Annotated in this window: 13 protein-coding genes and 3 tRNA genes; 8 read left to right on the top strand and 8 right to left on the bottom strand. The window is 68.9% G+C overall.

Features of this window, described 5'->3' with window-relative positions; genetic code table 11:
• Positions 1-388: 388 nt before the first annotated feature.
• Complete coding sequence (locus tag AB0383_RS16085) at positions 389-592, top strand: hypothetical protein (RefSeq protein WP_366187653.1); 204 nt, start codon at positions 389-391, stop codon at positions 590-592.
• Between the two features lie 196 nt (positions 593-788).
• Here AB0383_RS16085 and AB0383_RS16090 read toward each other — a convergent pair.
• The 4 genes from AB0383_RS16090 to AB0383_RS16105 all read right to left on the bottom strand — a co-directional run bounded on the left by AB0383_RS16090 (position 789) and on the right by AB0383_RS16105 (position 1,667).
• A tRNA-Phe gene (locus tag AB0383_RS16090) sits at positions 789-862 on the bottom strand.
• Positions 863-893: 31 nt separating this feature from the next.
• Positions 894-967: transfer RNA gene (locus AB0383_RS16095), tRNA-Asp, on the bottom strand.
• A gap of 23 nt (positions 968-990) precedes the next feature.
• Positions 991-1,063, bottom strand: a tRNA-Glu gene (locus AB0383_RS16100).
• 349 nt (positions 1,064-1,412) lie between these two features.
• A complete protein-coding gene (locus tag AB0383_RS16105) occupies positions 1,413-1,667 on the bottom strand; it encodes a hypothetical protein (RefSeq protein ID WP_354873124.1) in 255 nt (84 codons plus the stop codon).
• Between the two features lie 485 nt (positions 1,668-2,152).
• On the opposite strand from AB0383_RS16105, the gene AB0383_RS16110 reads away from it, so the two are divergent.
• On the top strand, positions 2,153-2,572 hold the full coding sequence (locus tag AB0383_RS16110; protein WP_364171729.1) for a hypothetical protein: 420 nt from the start codon (positions 2,153-2,155) through the stop codon (positions 2,570-2,572).
• A 207-nt stretch (positions 2,573-2,779) separates the two neighbouring features.
• Here AB0383_RS16110 and AB0383_RS16115 read toward each other — a convergent pair whose 3' ends face one another.
• Positions 2,780-2,983: a cold-shock protein gene (locus tag AB0383_RS16115; protein ID WP_020669570.1), complete on the bottom strand. Its 204-nt coding sequence runs from the start codon at positions 2,981-2,983 to the stop codon at positions 2,780-2,782.
• Between the two features lie 460 nt (positions 2,984-3,443).
• Here AB0383_RS16115 and AB0383_RS16120 point away from each other — a divergent pair, with 460 nt between their 5' ends.
• The 4 genes from AB0383_RS16120 to AB0383_RS16135 all read left to right on the top strand — a co-directional run bounded on the left by AB0383_RS16120 (position 3,444) and on the right by AB0383_RS16135 (position 7,510).
• Positions 3,444-4,643 carry an Ig-like domain-containing protein gene (locus AB0383_RS16120; protein WP_364171731.1) on the top strand — a complete coding sequence of 400 codons (1,200 nt, stop codon included), beginning with the start codon at positions 3,444-3,446 and terminating at the stop codon, positions 4,641-4,643.
• 1,207 nt (positions 4,644-5,850) lie between these two features.
• Complete coding sequence (locus AB0383_RS16125) at positions 5,851-6,171, top strand: hypothetical protein (RefSeq protein ID WP_364171733.1); 321 nt, start codon at positions 5,851-5,853, stop codon at positions 6,169-6,171.
• A gap of 8 nt (positions 6,172-6,179) precedes the next feature.
• Complete coding sequence (locus tag AB0383_RS16130) at positions 6,180-6,725, top strand: SigE family RNA polymerase sigma factor (protein ID WP_366187654.1); 546 nt, start codon at positions 6,180-6,182, stop codon at positions 6,723-6,725.
• A 233-nt stretch (positions 6,726-6,958) separates the two neighbouring features.
• The gene (locus AB0383_RS16135; RefSeq protein WP_366187655.1) at positions 6,959-7,510 is read left to right on the top strand and encodes a hypothetical protein; all 552 of its coding nucleotides are present in this window, start codon (positions 6,959-6,961) and stop codon (positions 7,508-7,510) included.
• A gap of 1,175 nt (positions 7,511-8,685) precedes the next feature.
• Here the strand turns inward: AB0383_RS16135 and AB0383_RS16140 are convergent.
• Positions 8,686-10,044: an MFS transporter gene (locus AB0383_RS16140; RefSeq protein WP_364171739.1), complete on the bottom strand. Its 1,359-nt coding sequence runs from the start codon at positions 10,042-10,044 to the stop codon at positions 8,686-8,688.
• A 202-nt stretch (positions 10,045-10,246) separates the two neighbouring features.
• On the opposite strand from AB0383_RS16140, the gene AB0383_RS16145 reads away from it, so the two are divergent.
• Positions 10,247-10,840 (top strand): PaaI family thioesterase, encoded by a 594-nt coding sequence (locus tag AB0383_RS16145; protein ID WP_366187656.1) that lies wholly within the window; start codon positions 10,247-10,249, stop codon positions 10,838-10,840.
• Here AB0383_RS16145 and AB0383_RS16150 read toward each other — a convergent pair.
• Complete coding sequence (locus AB0383_RS16150; RefSeq protein ID WP_366187657.1) at positions 10,830-11,552, bottom strand: helix-turn-helix domain-containing protein; 723 nt, start codon at positions 11,550-11,552, stop codon at positions 10,830-10,832. The genes AB0383_RS16145 and AB0383_RS16150 overlap by 11 nt on opposite strands.
• Positions 11,553-11,768: 216 nt before the next feature.
• On the opposite strand from AB0383_RS16150, the gene AB0383_RS16155 reads away from it, so the two are divergent.
• The gene (locus tag AB0383_RS16155; protein WP_366187658.1) at positions 11,769-12,434 is read left to right on the top strand and encodes a DUF4097 family beta strand repeat-containing protein; all 666 of its coding nucleotides are present in this window, start codon (positions 11,769-11,771) and stop codon (positions 12,432-12,434) included.
• Positions 12,435-12,977: 543 nt separating this feature from the next.
• Here the strand turns inward: AB0383_RS16155 and AB0383_RS16160 are convergent.
• Positions 12,978-15,305, bottom strand: a complete 2,328-nt coding sequence (locus AB0383_RS16160; RefSeq protein WP_364172004.1) for a tetratricopeptide repeat protein — start codon at positions 15,303-15,305, stop codon at positions 12,978-12,980.
• Positions 15,306-16,400 lie beyond the last annotated feature (1,095 nt).

A 16,400-nucleotide genomic window follows, 5' to 3' on the forward strand; every position in this document is an offset into this window, starting at 1 on the left:
ACCGGCCCGGCTCGATTCCGAAACCCTGAAGCCATGAACAACCCCTGATCACTCAGGTGTTGCAACGACCCCTAGAAACCGCCGGAGGGCGGGGGGCGTCCCCGATCCCATTCTACCGAGGTGAGGGGCCAAAAATCGGCGTCAGCCGGATCTGTGGACAACTCCGGTCGCAGAGGGCCGAGTGTGGATGGATCGCAGAAGTTCGCGACGTTACGGCAGTCGACCTGGTACCCCCGGACCGCCTGCGCACCTCAAGTGGTTCCAGCGCAAGCCTGCCCCATTCAGGCTCGGCTGATCACCACGTACCGCTCGTCGTCGATCTCCGCGCCCCACAGCGCCGGGTCGTCCAGCTGCCGAACGTGCGCCTCTCGCCGGTGGGCCAGCACCAGTGCCCGGCACTGCGCCGCCGTCAACCCGGCCCCGGTGGACCACCGCCTACTGCCTCAGCAAGGACAACGGCACCGCGATCACGGTCGCCGTGCCGAGCCACGGTGTAACTCGCATCGCCATGTTCTCCTTGGCCGCGCCCGTCAACGACAGTTACCGCGACGGCTACGTGACCTTGGCAAAAACCCTCGCCGACCGGCTGTGATCACCACAACGCCGGAGGCCGGACCGAAACGCAGCCAGTAGCACGATCATCGGGGATGTCGCGTCCCGTCGGGGCAGCACAAGCCGCTTCCACCGCGACATCCCCGCGATCGTCGACCTAGCGTTGGTGCCGCGCGCCGAGTTCACCCCAAACACGAGAAAACCGCCCCGACCTAAGTCGAGGCGGTTCTGGGCTGTGGCCAGGGCCGGGGTCGAACCGGCGACCTTCCGCTTTTCAGGCGGACGCTCGTACCAACTGAGCTACCTGGCCGGGAACGCCGGCTAGTAGCCGAACGATCTTGCGACCCTGACGGGACTCGAACCCGCGACCTTCGCCGTGACAGGGCGACGCGCTAACCAACTGCGCCACAGGGCCTTACTGGTACTGCGTTTACTGCGTACTCCCAACGGGATTCGAACCCGCGTTGCCGCCTTGAAAGGGCGGAGTCCTAGGCCACTGAACGATGGGAGCCCAGCCGGTTTCGGCGAACCGACCAGCTGCGCTCTCAGGTTCCCCCGGGAGCGATTACAAGCATAGGGCACGCCCCCACCGCTTTACACCGGGGGGTGACTAACTCTCCGGCAAGCTCATGACCTGCAACAACAGTGATCCTACGCGTCGGCGAGGCGGCCGAGCCGAACGTCGGCCCCGCCGGGGGTCGATCAAGCCCTCGGCGGCCGCGAAGCAGGCGAAGCGATCAACCCCGGGCCCTCGGGTGCCGAAGAGCCGGCGTCTCGAGAACCGTCAACAAGTCACACGACAGCCCACGCCGAGCCACCGAGTCACTCCGAGCAACCCCGACCCCAACCGACGACGGACCTCAGCGCTGAACCGGCGCCTGTCCACCCTCGTCGAGATCGAGGCCGAGCATCTCCAACAGCTGGGAGCAGTCCTCGACCCCCAGTGCGCCGTTGGCGACGGCAAGGCGGGCTCGCCGCACTTGATCGTCGGAGACGCGTTGGCCGTCGGTGGCCCCGCGTTGCGTCGGCACGCCGCCGCCGGTCAGCGACGTGCTTCCGCCATCGGCACCTTCGTACCGAAGGAGGAACTGTCGAACTTCCACAGACCCGCTCATGGCCCCTCCGCCCGGTTCTGAACAACTGGCCGCGAGGCTAGCCAGAGCGAAGCGCCACAGGCAGCCCCCCGGAGAGTGAACCTGGGAACACTCTCCGCACAACCCTGCGCAATCGCCGAACACATTCACAAGATCGTGAATGTGAACCGGAGTGTGGATTTCTCACAGGTTCCACTCGCCCAAGCCCGGAACTCGTGCAACAATCGATGGTGCTGACACACCCCCGGTCAGCGCCTGTGGAGATCCCCTCCGACCCCCGCGTTCCTCCCCCTGGCGCGGGGGTCTCTCCATTTCCGCACTTTTGTGTGACGACCTGCTGAAACTCGCCTTGCGCGAGGCGTGAACAGCACATCCACAGACGGTCATTGAACAGCGTTTACCACTGGGCTGATCAGGTGATCGAATAGGCTCAATGAGCGACTGAATTGCTTGTGTCGTGTCTCACAGTCGATTGTTTGCCGAGACCCAACCGTTATCGTGTCCGGGTGCCTCTTCCCTCACTCGGCCGCCTCGGCAGCCGTACGAACCTCAAGGCCGTCTCGTCCGGACGGCACCGCAACGCCGCCAAGTCGGCGGGCGAAGAAGTCGTCGAGGACAAGGAGCTCACCAGCTACCTCGCGGCTCTCGCTCCGGACTCCGACCCCGAAAGCACCGGGACCGGCAAGCGCTTCGGCGAAGCGCAGGTCTACCAGCTGCGCATGAACCTCATCGCGAGCCAGCAGCTCAAGGACATCGCCAACGAGCGCGACATTTCCCCTCAGGCGCTGGCGATGGAGTGGATCCTGGAACGCCTCTCCTGGGAGGGCCAGGCCGCGTCGGCGCAGGAACGCCGGCACTCCGACGCCATGACCGACGAGTTCAGCTTCCCCCAGGGCTCCTTCGACGAACCGCTTCTCCCCCGCTGATCGAAGCGCAACGAACGCAGGCGAGAAAGCCCCCGGTGCACCAGTGCCGGGGGCTTTTCCATGATCGGAAGTCACGCTGCGTCAGTGAAACCACGCTGTGTCAACAAAACGGTGTCACACAACAACTTGTCACGAAAAAAGGAACTCCCGGCGAGTGACTCACCGGGAGTTCCTTACTCAGGCCTGAGCAAACGCGTTGGGCTTGTCTCAGATCGGGCGGACCTTCTGGGCCTGCGGGCCCTTCTGGCCCTGGCCAACCTCGAACTCCACTCGCTGGTTCTCCTCGAGGGTGCGGAAGCCGCGCCCGTCGATCTCCGAGTAGTGCACGAACACGTCACCCTCACCGCCGTCCTGAGCGATGAAGCCGAAGCCCTTCTCCGCGTTGAACCACTTCACAGTGCCTTGCGCCACCGCTGTACTCCTCGTAACAGATCCGCTTCGAATGCCACCGAAGCGGCACCCCAGGCCGTCCCGGGCGGTTCCAACGAGTCGAGCGAAGAGCTGTCGGGCCCCACGGCTCGCGTCAGAAGTTCCGCGAGTGTGAAGCCACGAACACGCAAAACGACGGCCTGCTCAGCAGCCTACCGAGATCTGGCCAAATCTGAAGCCCGTGATCTCGCAGATCGGTTCACAGACTCGCACGTCACCGGAACGTCGTATTGCCGCCTACGGAGCGCGGTCGGTCCATCCGGTTAGGCTGACCGCGCACGGCCGCGCCGGACATCACCGTGCACGTCTTGAAGTCGCCTGGGCCCCGTACGTGAGCTTCGCGAGGGTTGGTGTGACATTGGTCACTACCCAATCGATCAACGTTCGGGCTCTTCGGGACGTCTGGGTGGTTGGGGTTGTCCAGGGGAGATTGGGGATCGGTGTGACTATCCGACACTTCGCGCGCCGTAGAGCGGGCATCGCGGTTCTGGGGGTCGTCGCCGCGCTCACGCTCGGTGCGTGCAGTAGCGATCCGACCACCGTGAGCGCCAGCGGCAACACGGGCGGGGGCCCGACGAAGGCCGCGCCGGTCGCCAAGCCGGCCACCCTCACGCTCGCACCCGCGGCGAACGCCAAGGACGTGGCGCCGGGTGACCCGGTGAAGGTGACCGTCACGGACGGCACGCTCGACTCCGTCACGCTGACGAACCCGGACGGCAAGCAGGTGCAGGGCCAGCCGTCGGCGGACAAGAAGAGCTGGGCCACCACCGAGGACCTCGGCTACAGCAAGACGTACACGTGGTCCGGCCAGGCGACCGGCAGTGACGGCAAGCCGGTGCAGATCAGCGGCGCCTTCACCACCGTGAAGCCGCGCCGGCAGATGGCCGGCAGCCTGAACGTCGGCGACGGCCAGACGTACGGCATCGCGATGCCGATCGCGCTGACGTTCCCGAGCGCCGTGAAGGACAAGGCGGCCGTGGAGAAGGCGCTGTCGGTGGAGACCACGCCGAAAACCGAGGGCTCGTGGGCCTGGCTCAACGGCGACACCTCCGTGCACTGGCGGCCGAAGGAGTACTTCGCGCCGGGCACCGAGGTGAAGGTCAACGCGAACATCTACGGCGTGTCCATGGGCAGCGGCACGTACGGGCGCCAGGACCTCTCCGCGAGCTTCAAGATCGGGCGCTCGCAGATCGTCAAGGGCAACACCACGCAGCACCGCATGCAGGTCATCCGCGACGGCAAGCAGGTGATGGACTTCCCGGTCAGCTACGGCCTCGACTCCGACCCGGGCCGCGTCACCCACAGCGGCGTGCACGTGGTGATGTCGAAGCACGCCACCTACTCGATGAGCAACCCGCGCTACGGCTACACCGACGTGAACGTCCCGTGGGCCGTCCGCATCTCCAACAACGGCGAGTTCATCCACGGCCTCGCGGGCTCCATCTGGGCGCAGGGCAAGAAGAACATCTCCCACGGCTGCCTCAACCTGTCCCCGGCGAACGCGAAGATCTACTACGACAGCGTGCTGCCGGGCGACCCGGTGGAGATCACGGGCAGCACCCAGACGCTCACGTCGAAGGACGGCGACTACAGCGACTGGACTTATGACTGGGCTTCGTGGAGCAAGTTGTCCGCGGTGTGAGTTCGAGTCGTGCGGTGAACGGCCGGGGGTTGGTGCCTCCGGCCGTTTGTCGTTGATGGGGGTTGTCTGGTGGGGCGCAAGCGTTTGCGGTCTGGCCGGGGTGGGCGGGTCAGGCCCGGTTCGCAGGTCGGCGCCGGGCACTCGGCTGCGAGTCACAGCGAAGCGGGGGTGGACCTCTGGCAGAGCCTTGTAACCCAGCGAGGCGCCCGGTCCTGCTGCCGGCCCCGGGGCGGGTCGCATTTGGTTCGACCACGATGGCCAGCGAGGCAGCGGGTGTCGGCGGCCAAGTCGCATTGGTTGTGCTCCGGCCGAGCCTCACGGCAGAGGCACGGCGCCAATCCACGAAGCCGCGACCCCCTCCGAGACCCGCAGCCAGGCCGCGCGTGGTTCGACCACGGTGGCCAGCGGGGTAGTAGGTGTCGGAGGACAGCTCACATGGGTTGTGCTCCGGCCGAGCCTCACGGCGCAGGCACGGCGCCAATCCACGAAGCCGCGCCTCTGCGAAACTCGCGGCCACGCCGCGTGGGTTCGACCACCGCGCCCGGCGGGACAGCGCGCAGCGGCCGCCAGCTGGCACGGTTTGCGCTCCGGGTCGAGCCGCATGGCGGAGGCGCGGCGGCGATCCGCGAAGCCGCGACCCCCTCCGAGACTCGCAGCCAGGCCGTGCGTGGTTCGACCACGGTGGCCAGCGGGATAGTGGGTGTCGGCGGCCAGCTCGCAACGGATTGTGCTCCGGTCGAGCCTCACGGCAGAGGCACGGCGCCAATCCACGAAGCCGCCCCCTCGGAGGCTCGCGGCCAGGCTGCGTTTGGTTCGACCATGGGGCCCGGCGAAACAGCGCAGCGGCGGCCAACTCACATGGGTTCCGCTCCGGGCCGAGTCTCATGGCGCAGGCACGGCGCCGATCCGCGAAGCCGCGCCCCTTCGAGACTCGCGGTCAGGCCGCGCCGGCTGGGCTCCGGGGCGGGCCGCGGTCGACCCCGGCGACCGGCGGAACATGTGTCGGCGGGCAGCGTGGGCGTCAGGCTTGGTGGGGCGTCGGTGAGGGCAGGGCGTTGGCGGGGTGGACGTGGGATGGGCCCGAACGCCGGCGTGGGATGCGGGAAAAACTTGGCGAACTCGATGCAACCCGGTGCGACACCGGCGGCATGACTAGGGGCAGAAGAGGCGCCGCCGACCGGGGTGCTCGTGAGTCTGAGGAGCTGTTTTGCGTATTCGTTTCGCGTTGAGTGTCGGTGCGTTGCTGCTGGTCGGGGGTGCCGTGACGGGTGGGGCGGTGGCGTTCGCGCAGCCGGCGCCGCCGAGCGCCGCGACGCAGCCGACGGTGCCGGCCCAGGAGCCGCCGTCGGCTACGACGCGGCCGACCTTGCCGGCGCAGCGTCCGACCGAGGTGGCGCCTCCGACCGCAGTGCCGACGCGGATGCCGGCGCAGGCTCCGGGTGTGCGGGCGCCGAGCGGCGTGCGCGTGCCGACGGCGATCCCCGCGGGGCCGACCGGCGACCTGAACCTGCCGGACATCTGGGGCTGATCGCGCAGGTGATCTCCCGCTCCCGTCCGGTGTCCGGGCCGAGCTCGCCGTGGGACGGCGAGTTCGCCCAGTACTTCGGCGAGCGCGCGCACAGCCTGCGCGCCACGGCATACCTGCTGTGCGGCGACTGGCATCGCGCCGAGGACCTCACGCAGGCCGCGCTGCTGAAGCTGTACCTCGCGTGGCCGCGCCTGTCGCGGCACGACAGTCTGGACGCGTACGCGCGCAAGATCGTGCTGCGCACGTTCCTCGCCGAGAACCGCCGCAGCCGCTGGAAGCGGGAGCGCCTGACCGACGCTCCACCCGACGTCCCCACCACGGACGCCGAAACCGAACACGACATGCAGGTGCGCCAGGCCCTCGCGGTGCTGGCGCCCCGTCAACGCGCCGTGCTGGTGCTGCGGTACTTCGAGGACCTGTCCGTCGACGAGACGGCCGCCGCCCTCGGCTGCAGCACCGGCACGGTGAAGAGCCAGGCCGCCCGCGGCTTGGCCACTTTGCGCAACCGGCTGGGGCCGCACTTCGTGGCTGTGGCTGTTCCTGGAGGGAGGTGACTGTTCCGGTGAACCGTGATTTTGGTGGTGTTGACGGCTTTGGGCGAAGGCCGGGGTCGGGAGGCTCTGACGGCTTTGGCCCGGGCCCAGGCTCGGGCGACTTCGGCTCGCGCTCGGGCGGGTCTGGCGGCTACGGCGGTGACTCGAAAGGCTCGGGCGGCTGTGGCTCGGGCGGCTCTGGCTCTGGCGGCTCTGGCTCTGGCTCTGGCTCTGGCCGCGACTTCGACTCGAGCTTGGATCGCGACTTCGGCTCGGGCTCTGACCGCGACTTCGCCCTCGGCTCGGATCCCAACACCAGCTCCGACGCCGACCCGACCTCCAGCACCGACATCCGCGCCCTGTTCTCCACCCTCCCGGACGGCCCGCCTCTCACCCTCTCGGCCGCCGACATCATCAACGACGGCGCCCGCATCCGACGCCGCCGCAAACGCTTGGCCGTGGCCGGCACCTCCGGGGCCACCGCGGCGGTCCTCGTGGTGGCCGGCCTGGCCGTGAGCTTCGCCGCCGGCCACCACGGCCCGCCGACGCCCGTCCAGCCCGCCGGCCCCGGCTTGTCGACCATCGCGCCGACCCCTTCGCCGTCGAGCTCCCTGCCGACCACCGCACCCACCGCCGACACGACCGCTCCGCCCGGAAACCCGACGCCGACCCGCTCGGCGGTCCAGGCACCGGGCAAGCCGCCGGAGTCCCTTCCGTCTTTCCCCCGCACGCCGGTCCGTCTGCCCCCGTCGGCCACCACGATCCCCACGCACGCAAGCGCCCCACCGATCGCCACAACGCGCTGAGACACCGCCACCCCGCGCGAGTGGACCGCTGGGCCTGGCAGATCCGCGCGACTGGCCCTTGGAACCGCGCCCGTCGCACGAGGGGACCCATCGAGCCACCACCGCTGCACGAGTCGACCACTCGCGCACAGCTCCCAGCGCCAACGCACCCGCCGCGCGACCCGGCGCGCGACCCGGCGCGCGACCCGGCGCGCGACCCGGCGCGAACGGACCAGCAGAGCCACAGCCACCGCGCGACCGGCCACTTCGTGCCGCGCCCGTCGCACGGAAGGCCCCATCGAGCCCGAGCCACCACCGCTGCACGAGTGGACCACTCGCGCACGACTCCCCGCCCCAACGGACCCGCCACACGGCACGGCACGAACGGACCCGTCGAGCCGACAACCACCACACGATGGGCGCTTTCGAACCGCGCCCGCCGCACGAAGGGACCCATCGAGCCACCACCGCTGCACGAGCGGATCAGTCGTGCAGGGCTCGCAGCGCCAACGGACGTGTCACGCGGCCCGGCACGAACGGACCGGTCGAGCCACAACCACCACACGACAGGACCATTCGAACCGCGTTCGCGCCGCGACTGGACTGGTCGAACCATGTCAGCGCCGCGAGGGGCCCGGTCGCGGCGTGCGGTGCGAGCGGACCGGTCGCGCCGAGCCGAGCGGTGCGGTGCCGTGCGATGCGAGGGGACCCGTCGCGCCAGCAGGCGAGGCGGCGGGAGGCAAAAGCCGAGCCACCAGCGCCCCAAACCTCTCACTCAGTGAGGCACCAATCCCCTGTTCAGACCACAGTTACCGCCCCACAACCAGGGTGGCCGACGTCACCCCAGCTAAGTGGGTTTTCGGCGAAATATCCGGGCGCCTTGTGGCGATGTTTCCTGTGGTGGTCGACGAAGGCCGCCGACATCCGTGCTCAGCCGGTCGAACAAGAGCGAGCCGGCCCGAGAACTCGAGGAGGAAGCAAAAATGGTGTTCGCCGCACTCGTGATCGAAACCGTAGTAGCTGTTGTGGTCGCCGGTGGGTTGGCGACTTGGGCGCGCAAGCGTTTCGCTGCTCCTCGCCCGGTCGAGGTCGCCGAGGTTCGCTGAGCGGAGCAGCCCACGGGCTGTCCACAGTAGACATAAAGCGGCCCGTCCCCCAGTACAAGGGGGACGGGCCGCGAACCAATAGACCCGAACTCAGCGAGCAGCACCCGCCAGCTTGCCACCCGTGTCCGCGGTGTCGATCTGCTCGATCGGCACCTGCGAAGTCTCCGGGATCTTGAAGATCGGCACCAGCGCGATCACGGCGGCGATCATCAGGTAGTACGCCGGCCAGTCCTTGTTGCCCGTGCTCTGGATCAGGGCCGTCACGACGACACCACATGTACCACCGAACAGCGACGTCGAGATGTTGTAGCCGATCGCGAACGAGCCGTAGCGCACGCGGGTCGGGAACATCGCCGGGAAGGTCGAGCCGATCACGGCCAGCATCAGCACCAGCAGGAACGCGACGATGCCGAACCCGACGATCAGCCACAGGATGCTGCCCGACTGCATCAGCTTGATGCTCGGCCAGCTCAGCACCAGGAACCCGATCGCGGCCGTGATCAGCAACGGTTTTCGCCCGATGCGGTCGGACAAAGCGCCCAGCGGCAGGATGATCGCGGCCTGCACGATCTCCACGCCGATGATGATCAACGTGGACGTGTTGTCGTTGATCTTCAACGTATCCGTGAAGTACGTCGGCATGGTCGTGAGCAGCATGTAGTCCGCGATGTTCAGCAGCAGCACGATGCCGATGAGGTTGAGGATCATCCGCCAGTTGCGGGTGAAGGTCTCCTTCAGCGGCGCCTTCTTCGGCTTGTTGCCCGAAGCCTCGAGCCGTTTGAACTCCGGCGTGTCCTCGAGCCTCGAGCGCAGGTACAGACCGATGAGGCCCAGCGGCAGCGCGACGAAGAACGGGATCCGCCACGCCCACGCCTCGACCTGGTCGGCCGGCAAGGAAAGCGTGACCGCGAGCACGACGACGTTGCCCAGCACGTAGCCGCTCAGGGTCCCCAGTTCCAGGAACGATCCGAAGAAACCACGGCGTTTCGTCGGCGCGTACTCGGCGATGAACGTCGCCGCGCCGCCGTACTCACCGCCCGTGGAGAAGCCCTGGATCAAGCGCAGCAACAAGATCGCGATCGGTGCCGCGATGCCCATGCTGTACGGGCCCGCGTACGTCGGCAGCACGCCGACCAGGAAAGTACAGCCCGACATCAGCAGAATGGTGATCGCGAGGACCTTCTGCCGCCCCAGTTTGTCGCCCAACGGGCCGAAGAACGCCCCGCCGAACGGCCGCACGATGAACCCGACGGCCACCAGCGCGAGCGACTTCAGCACCGCGTTGCCCTCGCCGGGGAAGAAGACCGTGCCGATGCTCGTGGCGATGGCGCCCGAGGTGAAGACGCCGTAGTCGTACCACTCGGTGGCGTTACCCATCGCCGACGCGAGGACCGCCCGTTTGACGGTTCTCGGGTCCACGTCCGGTGTTTTCGCCGTTGCCTCGCTCATCCCCGCGACGACCTCCTCGTACGCGACCCAGTAGCTCCGATGCAGCTCATTTCCCGAGTGTTGCCCCGCTGGGATTAATCGGCAGTGTGAGTCGCGAAAGTTCTACCGTACGGAATTTTCCGACTACTGTGCGCTTAGGAAAACGCGCGCCGCAGGTCAGGCCGCGTACCGCGAACGGCTACTCGCGGGTTAACGTCAGCGCATGAGTCGTGTTTCTGGACCGTGGCCGCCGGTGTCCGTGGAGCCACCCGCCGTGCACCCGAAGGCCCCCGCTCCCGGCACCGAGCTCGGCGTGCATTTCGACGAGTGTTTCGGCTGCGGCGACGAGGTGGACGCGGGCCTGCGCCTGCGTTCGGCCGTCGGCGAGGGGCACACGGTGCTCTCGAAGTTTACCGTCACGCCCGCTCACCAGGGCGCGCCCGGCCTCGCGCACGGCGGGCTGCTGGCGTGCGCGTTCGACGAGGCGCTGGGCAGCGCGGTCGGCAACCTGCTGCGGCGCCCGGCCGTGACCGGCAAGCTCGAGACGGACTTCCGCCGGCCCGTGCCCGTCGGCTCGACGCTGCATATCGAGACCCGTTTGGACGGCACGGCTGGGCGCAAGATCTACGTTTCCGCTGATGGTCACCTCGACGCGCCCGACGGGCCGGTCGCCGTGACCGCGCGCGCCCTGTTCGTGGCGGTCGGGTTCGAGCACTTCACCACGCACGGTGACCCGGCAGCGTTGCAGAAGCTGGCCGACGCGCGCGAGAAGCAGCGGCGCGCGCAGGACGGTCAGGAGTGGGAGATCAATCCCTGACCTCGGGTTTCGCGTAAAGGATCTCGCGGGCCTGCTCCGCGGCGCGGGCGATGCTCTCGCCGACGAAATCGACAAACCGGGCAATGTTCTCCAGGCGCGCGGCCGCGGGAGTGTCGCGGCCGAGGATCGCGACGCCCTGGCGAGCGGTCTCGGCGAGCTGGGCGTTGGCGCGCGCGCCGGCGAGGACGGACTGGTACCAAACGTCGTTGTCGGCCACGTAGCGCTCGCGGCGGCGCTCGTCGCGCTCTCTGCTGAGCAGACCCAGGCCATCGAGGAGTGAGACGGCCTTGGAGACCGACGCCGGGCTGACCCGCAGGTGGCGGACGAGCTCGGCGGCGGTGACGCTGCCGTCGTCGCTGATGTAGAGGCAGGTCAGGACGCGGGCGGCCATCCGGGGGAGGCCGGATTGCATGAGGAGGACGGTGAAGGTCTCCTCGTACTCGCGGACTGCTTCGGCGTCGCGGCCGTGGGGTTGCGGGGCTTCTTGGCTCAGGGGTGCTGCTGTCTTCTTCCGGCGCCGGGTGCGGTGCTCGGTGGCGTGGTGAGCCAGATCGGCGCGATATGAGGTGGGGCCGCCGTTGCGCATGACCTCGCGGGTGATGGTCGACGTGGGGCGGTCGAGACGCCGGGCGATTTCCGCGTAGGCGAGGCTGTCGGCAAGACCCAAGGCGATCTGCTGGCGCTCTTGCTGGGTGAGTCGGCCGCCGGGCATCTCTTCTCCCTCGGGGTTGCTTGCTGGGTCTTCAGCGTAGCGTTTTGCTGTGGCTCATTGCAACGGCCGTGTTGCGTTAGATTTTGCTCCATTGCAATGATTGCGAGCCTCTGAACTGGTATTTTGCAGTTACTGTGCAACGTTCTTGTTGCCTGATTTTTGAACGCAACGTAGCGTTTCTCATGTCAGAAACAACGAGCACAGGAGCTGATCCAGATGCAGAAGTTCACCACCACCGCCCCGATCTCCGCCTTCGTCACCATCCCCGCGGGGCGCGTTCAGTTCATCGCCGCGGACCGCGGCGACACCGCCGTCGAGGTCCAGCCGGCGGACGCTTCGAAGGCCCGCGACGTGAAGGTCGCGGAGCAGACCACGGTCTCCTTCGCGGACGGCGTGCTGCGGATCGAGGCCACGGCGAAGAACCAGATGCTCGGCGCGTCGGGCTCGATCGAGGTGACGGTGCAACTGCCCGCCGACTCGCGCGTCTCCGCCTCGGCCGCGAGCGCCGACTTCCGCGGCGTGGGCCGGCTGGGCCAAGTTTCGTTCGAGGGCTCGCACGGCGCGATCAAGGTCGACGAGGCGGCCGGCCTGCGTCTGTCCACTCAGGCCGGTGATGTGTCTGTCGGCCGGCTCAACGGCCCGGCTTCGATCACGACGGGCAAGGGAAACATCGACATCGCGGAGGCCGTGCGCGGGTCGGTTGTGCTCCGGACGGCGGCCGGCGACGTGTCGGTGGGTGCCGCTCCGGGCGTCTCGGCTTCACTGGACGCGGGGACGTCGTATGGGCGAGTCCGGAACTCGCTGCAGAACGCCGGCGGTCTGGCGGACCTGACCATCGAGGCGACGACGGAGTACGGGGACATCAACGCGCGCAGCCTGTGACTGCAGGGTTGGTGCTGGGGATGGCGGGGGGCTGGAGTGGAGCCGGACGGTTGGGTCGGCTCTGCTCCTTTGCCATATGCCCTTAGGCCCGGCCTGGACAGGCCCCCGCCCTCCCGAGGGGGGCGTCCCCGAGTCCATTCTATCGACCCCCACCGACAAAAAGCCTGGTGAGACCCGGTTTAGGGGTAGTTGTCCACAACCCGGACGAGTGAATGAAGTCAGCGTAGGGCGAGCGAATGCCGAGGTCGGGTGGGTCTGCGATGGGGGGCTGAAACCGACCTGGCCGGCGGGCTGTCGCAGGCCGAGTAGCCGACAGACGCCTACGCGAGGGAACCGAACCTGCGTAGCGCGGCTCAGCGCGAACTCAGTGCACGTCCAGGTGGCCGGGACCCGAAGCGCGCAGCCCAGCCCAAACTCAGCCCACACCCAAGCGGCCTGAACCCCAAGCGCACAGCCCAGCCCAAACTCAGCGCACACCCAAGCGGCCTGGACCCGAACCCGCAAGCACGCAGCCGAAACCCACAACACGACCCCGAGAACGACCTACGTGAACGTCCGCGGACGGATCGAGTTGGCTCGGTCCACCAGCGCTACCCGGTCCTCCGTAGTCCCCGCCAAGCGAGCCAAAGTGCGGTAACACCGCTCCAAACCGAACCGCACATCGCGCTCCTCCAGGGCGTACCCGAGGACTTTCGAGGTCTCGGCCGGGGAAGGCGCGGAGGGCGTGCGAAGCCAGTCGTACGCGGCTTCGAGGACTTCGGCGGACAGGCGGGTTCGGCGTTCGGCGTCGAGGTTGAGGCGTTCGAGGCGCAGGGAGGCGTCGAGGAGGTCCTGTTCGGAGATGCGGGACTGCTCCGTGGCGGCGCTGGATTGGGTTTTGATCTTGATGGCGGCGACCTGGGCGTCGATGTAGTGCGTGGAGGTGGCGGGGACCATCTCCAAGACCTCGACGGCGCCGGCTCGGGCGCCCTGGGCCAGGTAGACGCGGGCGAGGCCGAAGGCGGCGCTCACGTAGGTGCGGTCGGTGCGCCAGACCAGTTCGTAGTAGCGCGCGGCGCCGAAGTAGTCGCCGACGCCCTCAGCGCTGACAGCCAAAGCGAGTTTGGGCGCGATTTCGCCGGGGAGGTCGTCGTACACGGCTTCGAAGGCGACGTGGGCGACGCGCGGGCGGGCGCCGGCCAGCTCGATCAGGCCGCGGTACCAGTCGATGCGCCAGTCGTGCGGGAAACCGTTGCGAATGGCCAGGTACTGGGCCGCCTGGAGCTGGCGCTGGGCTTCGACGAACTCGCCCAGCTCGATGCGCGCGCGGACGATGCGCAGGCGCACCTCGATGGACTCGCGCGGCGCGCCGGCGAGGGCTTCGATGGCTTCGCGCGGGTCGAGCGCGGTGGTGGTCGCCAGGACGCCGGCCGCGGGGTCGTCCGTGTCGACCTGCGGGATCGGCAGGCCGGCGACGACCTCGGCGGGCTCGGGCAGCGGCACGGTCGTGCCGGCTTCGGGGACGACGAGGTGCACGCCGAACGTCCGGCTCTCCGGCCCGAAGACCGTCGACGCGGCGGGCCGCGGTTTGCCCGTACCGAGCGCCATGATCTCGCGCAGCACGCCCGTGAGCTGGTCGGCCATGTCCTCGGCGGCGAGGAAGCGGCGGTCCGGGTCGACGTGCGTCGCGCGCTTGAGGAAGCGGTAATACGAACCGAAAAGCGCGAACAGCGGCACGGCGTCAGGGCCGGGCAGCGTCGACTTGAACTTCGTGGTGTAGCCCTGGAACTCGAAGCTCAGCACGGCGAGCGTGCGGCCGACGGTGTAGAGGTCGCTCGAAATCGACGCACCCTGCGTCGCCAGCTCGGGCGCGCTGTAGCCGGTGGTGAAGAACAGCGGGCTCTCGTAGTCGTCGAGCCGCCGGACGGCACCCAGGTCGATCAGCTTGAGCTGCTCGTGGGTCTGGATGACGTTGTCGGGCTTGAGGTCGCAGTAGAGCAGGCCCTGACTGTGGAGGTAGCCGAGGGCCGGGAGGATCTCGAGGCCGTACGCGATGACCTGCCCGATCGGCAACGGCTCGGGCCGCTTGCTCTCCCGGTGGTGCTGCAGGGCGAGCTGGCGCAGCGACTGGCCGCCGACGTACTCCATCACGATGTAGCCGACGGACGTGCCGGTCTGCGCGTCCGGGTGCTGCACGAAGTTGTGGATCTTGACGATGTTCGGGTGCTCGACCTCGGCGAGGAACCGCATCTCGTTGGCGGCGGCGGCCATGGCGGTCGCGTCGCCCGTGTCGATCAGGCCCTTGAGGACGACCCACCGGTCGGAGACGTTGTGGTCCTGCGCGAGGTAGATCCAGCCGAGGCCGCCGTACGCGAGGGCGCCGAGCACCTCGTACTGGCCACCGACGAGCTCGTGGGGCTGCAGCTTCGGCAGAAACGAGAAGGACGTGCCGCAGTTGTCGCACTTGCCTTCGGGGGTGGCAGGTTTGCCGTCCTTGGCGCGGCCGACTTTCGAGCCGCAGTTGCCGCAGAAGCGCTTTTCCTCGGAGACGACGGGGTTCGCGAGCACGGCCGTCGCGGGGTCGCGGTACGGCACGGGCGGGACGTCGATGAGGCCGGCGCCGAGGCGGCCGCGACGGGAGCGTCGGCTGGAGGTGCGGGAGCCGGTGCGCCGGGAGGTGCCGGGGAACGAGCCGGTGCCGCTGCCCTGGGAGCCGCTGCCGGTGCCGGTTCCTTCGCTGCGGGTGCCCGTGCCGTGGCCTTCGCTGCGGCTCGCGGCGACGACGCTGTCCGTGCCCGGGTCCGGCAGGGATTCCTGCGGCTGGAGGCGCGGCGACGGCGGCATGATGCTCTGCGTACCGGGGCTCGGGTTCGCGAGGACGCTGGTGGGCATCGGCGCGGCGGGGTCGACGGGGGCGACCGGCTGCTGGGACTGCGGGAGGATGACCGGAGCCAGGTCGCCCGGGGGGCGGGTGGGGTCTTCTGGCTTGGCTTCGGCGTTTTCCGCGCGGGCCGGGTCTTGTAGCTGCGCGGGGTCTCGTTGCTGTGCCGGGTCTTGTTGCTGTGCCGGGTCGTCGGTTGCGGTCGGTTCGGCTACGCGGTTGGCCTGCTCGGAGGGCTGGCGGCCGGTGAAGGTGGTCTGGTTCGGGTCGGTGGCTTCGCTGCCGCGGTTTCCGGGCTGGGTCTCGGAAGACTGCTGGGCGGAGCCGGCCTGGTTCGGGGTGTCGGACTCGGGGGCGCGAGTTCCGGGCTGGACTTGCTTCCAGGGAATCGCGGTGGAGTCGGGGGTGCGGCTGGGCTGCGCGGAAGTGCCTGGGTTCGGGCCAAGCTCGGCCGGGCGGCCGGGCTGCGCGGAGGTGCCCGGGGTTTGGACGCCGGTCGCGCTCGGGTCAGCGGCGCGGTTCGGCTGCGCGGAAGTGCCCTGGTTCGGGGTGCCGGTCGCACCTGGGTCGGCCGGGCGGCCGGGCTGGGGCGAGGTGCCGGGGTTCGAGCCGGGCTCGGCGACGCGGTTGGGCTGCTCGGGGGCCGGGCGGCCGGGGGCGTACTGGGAGCCGGGGTAGGGCTGGCCCTGGGTGCCGGGCCGGGCGGGGTGGCGTTGCTGGCCCGTGTGGGACGGGGGCGGGTAGCCCGGAGTCTGCGGGTACGCGCGGGATGGGGACTGCGGGTGAGGCGGGTAGGGCTGGCCTTGTGACGGGGGCTGCTGGCCGTAGGGAGGCTGGGGGTAGCCGTGTTGGCCCTGCTGGCCTGGACCCTGCTGGCCGGGAGCGCCCTGCGGCTGGCCCTGCATCTGCTGGCCTGAACCAGGTTGACCCTGGCCGCCCTGAGGCGGCTGGCCCGGACCAGCTTGGTACGGCTGGCCCGGGTACTGCGGCTGCTGCGCACCTTGCGCCGGAGTCTGCTGACGGTAGACCGGGGTGTTGATCACGGTCGGCGACTCGGGGTCCGGCCGAGCGGCCGGGTCGAGGCGCCCGGGCACCGACGGCTCCGG

It is taken from the genome of Amycolatopsis sp. NPDC051373, from assembly GCF_040689465.1.
In the GTDB taxonomy this organism is placed as follows: Bacteria; Actinomycetota; Actinomycetes; order Mycobacteriales; family Pseudonocardiaceae; genus Amycolatopsis.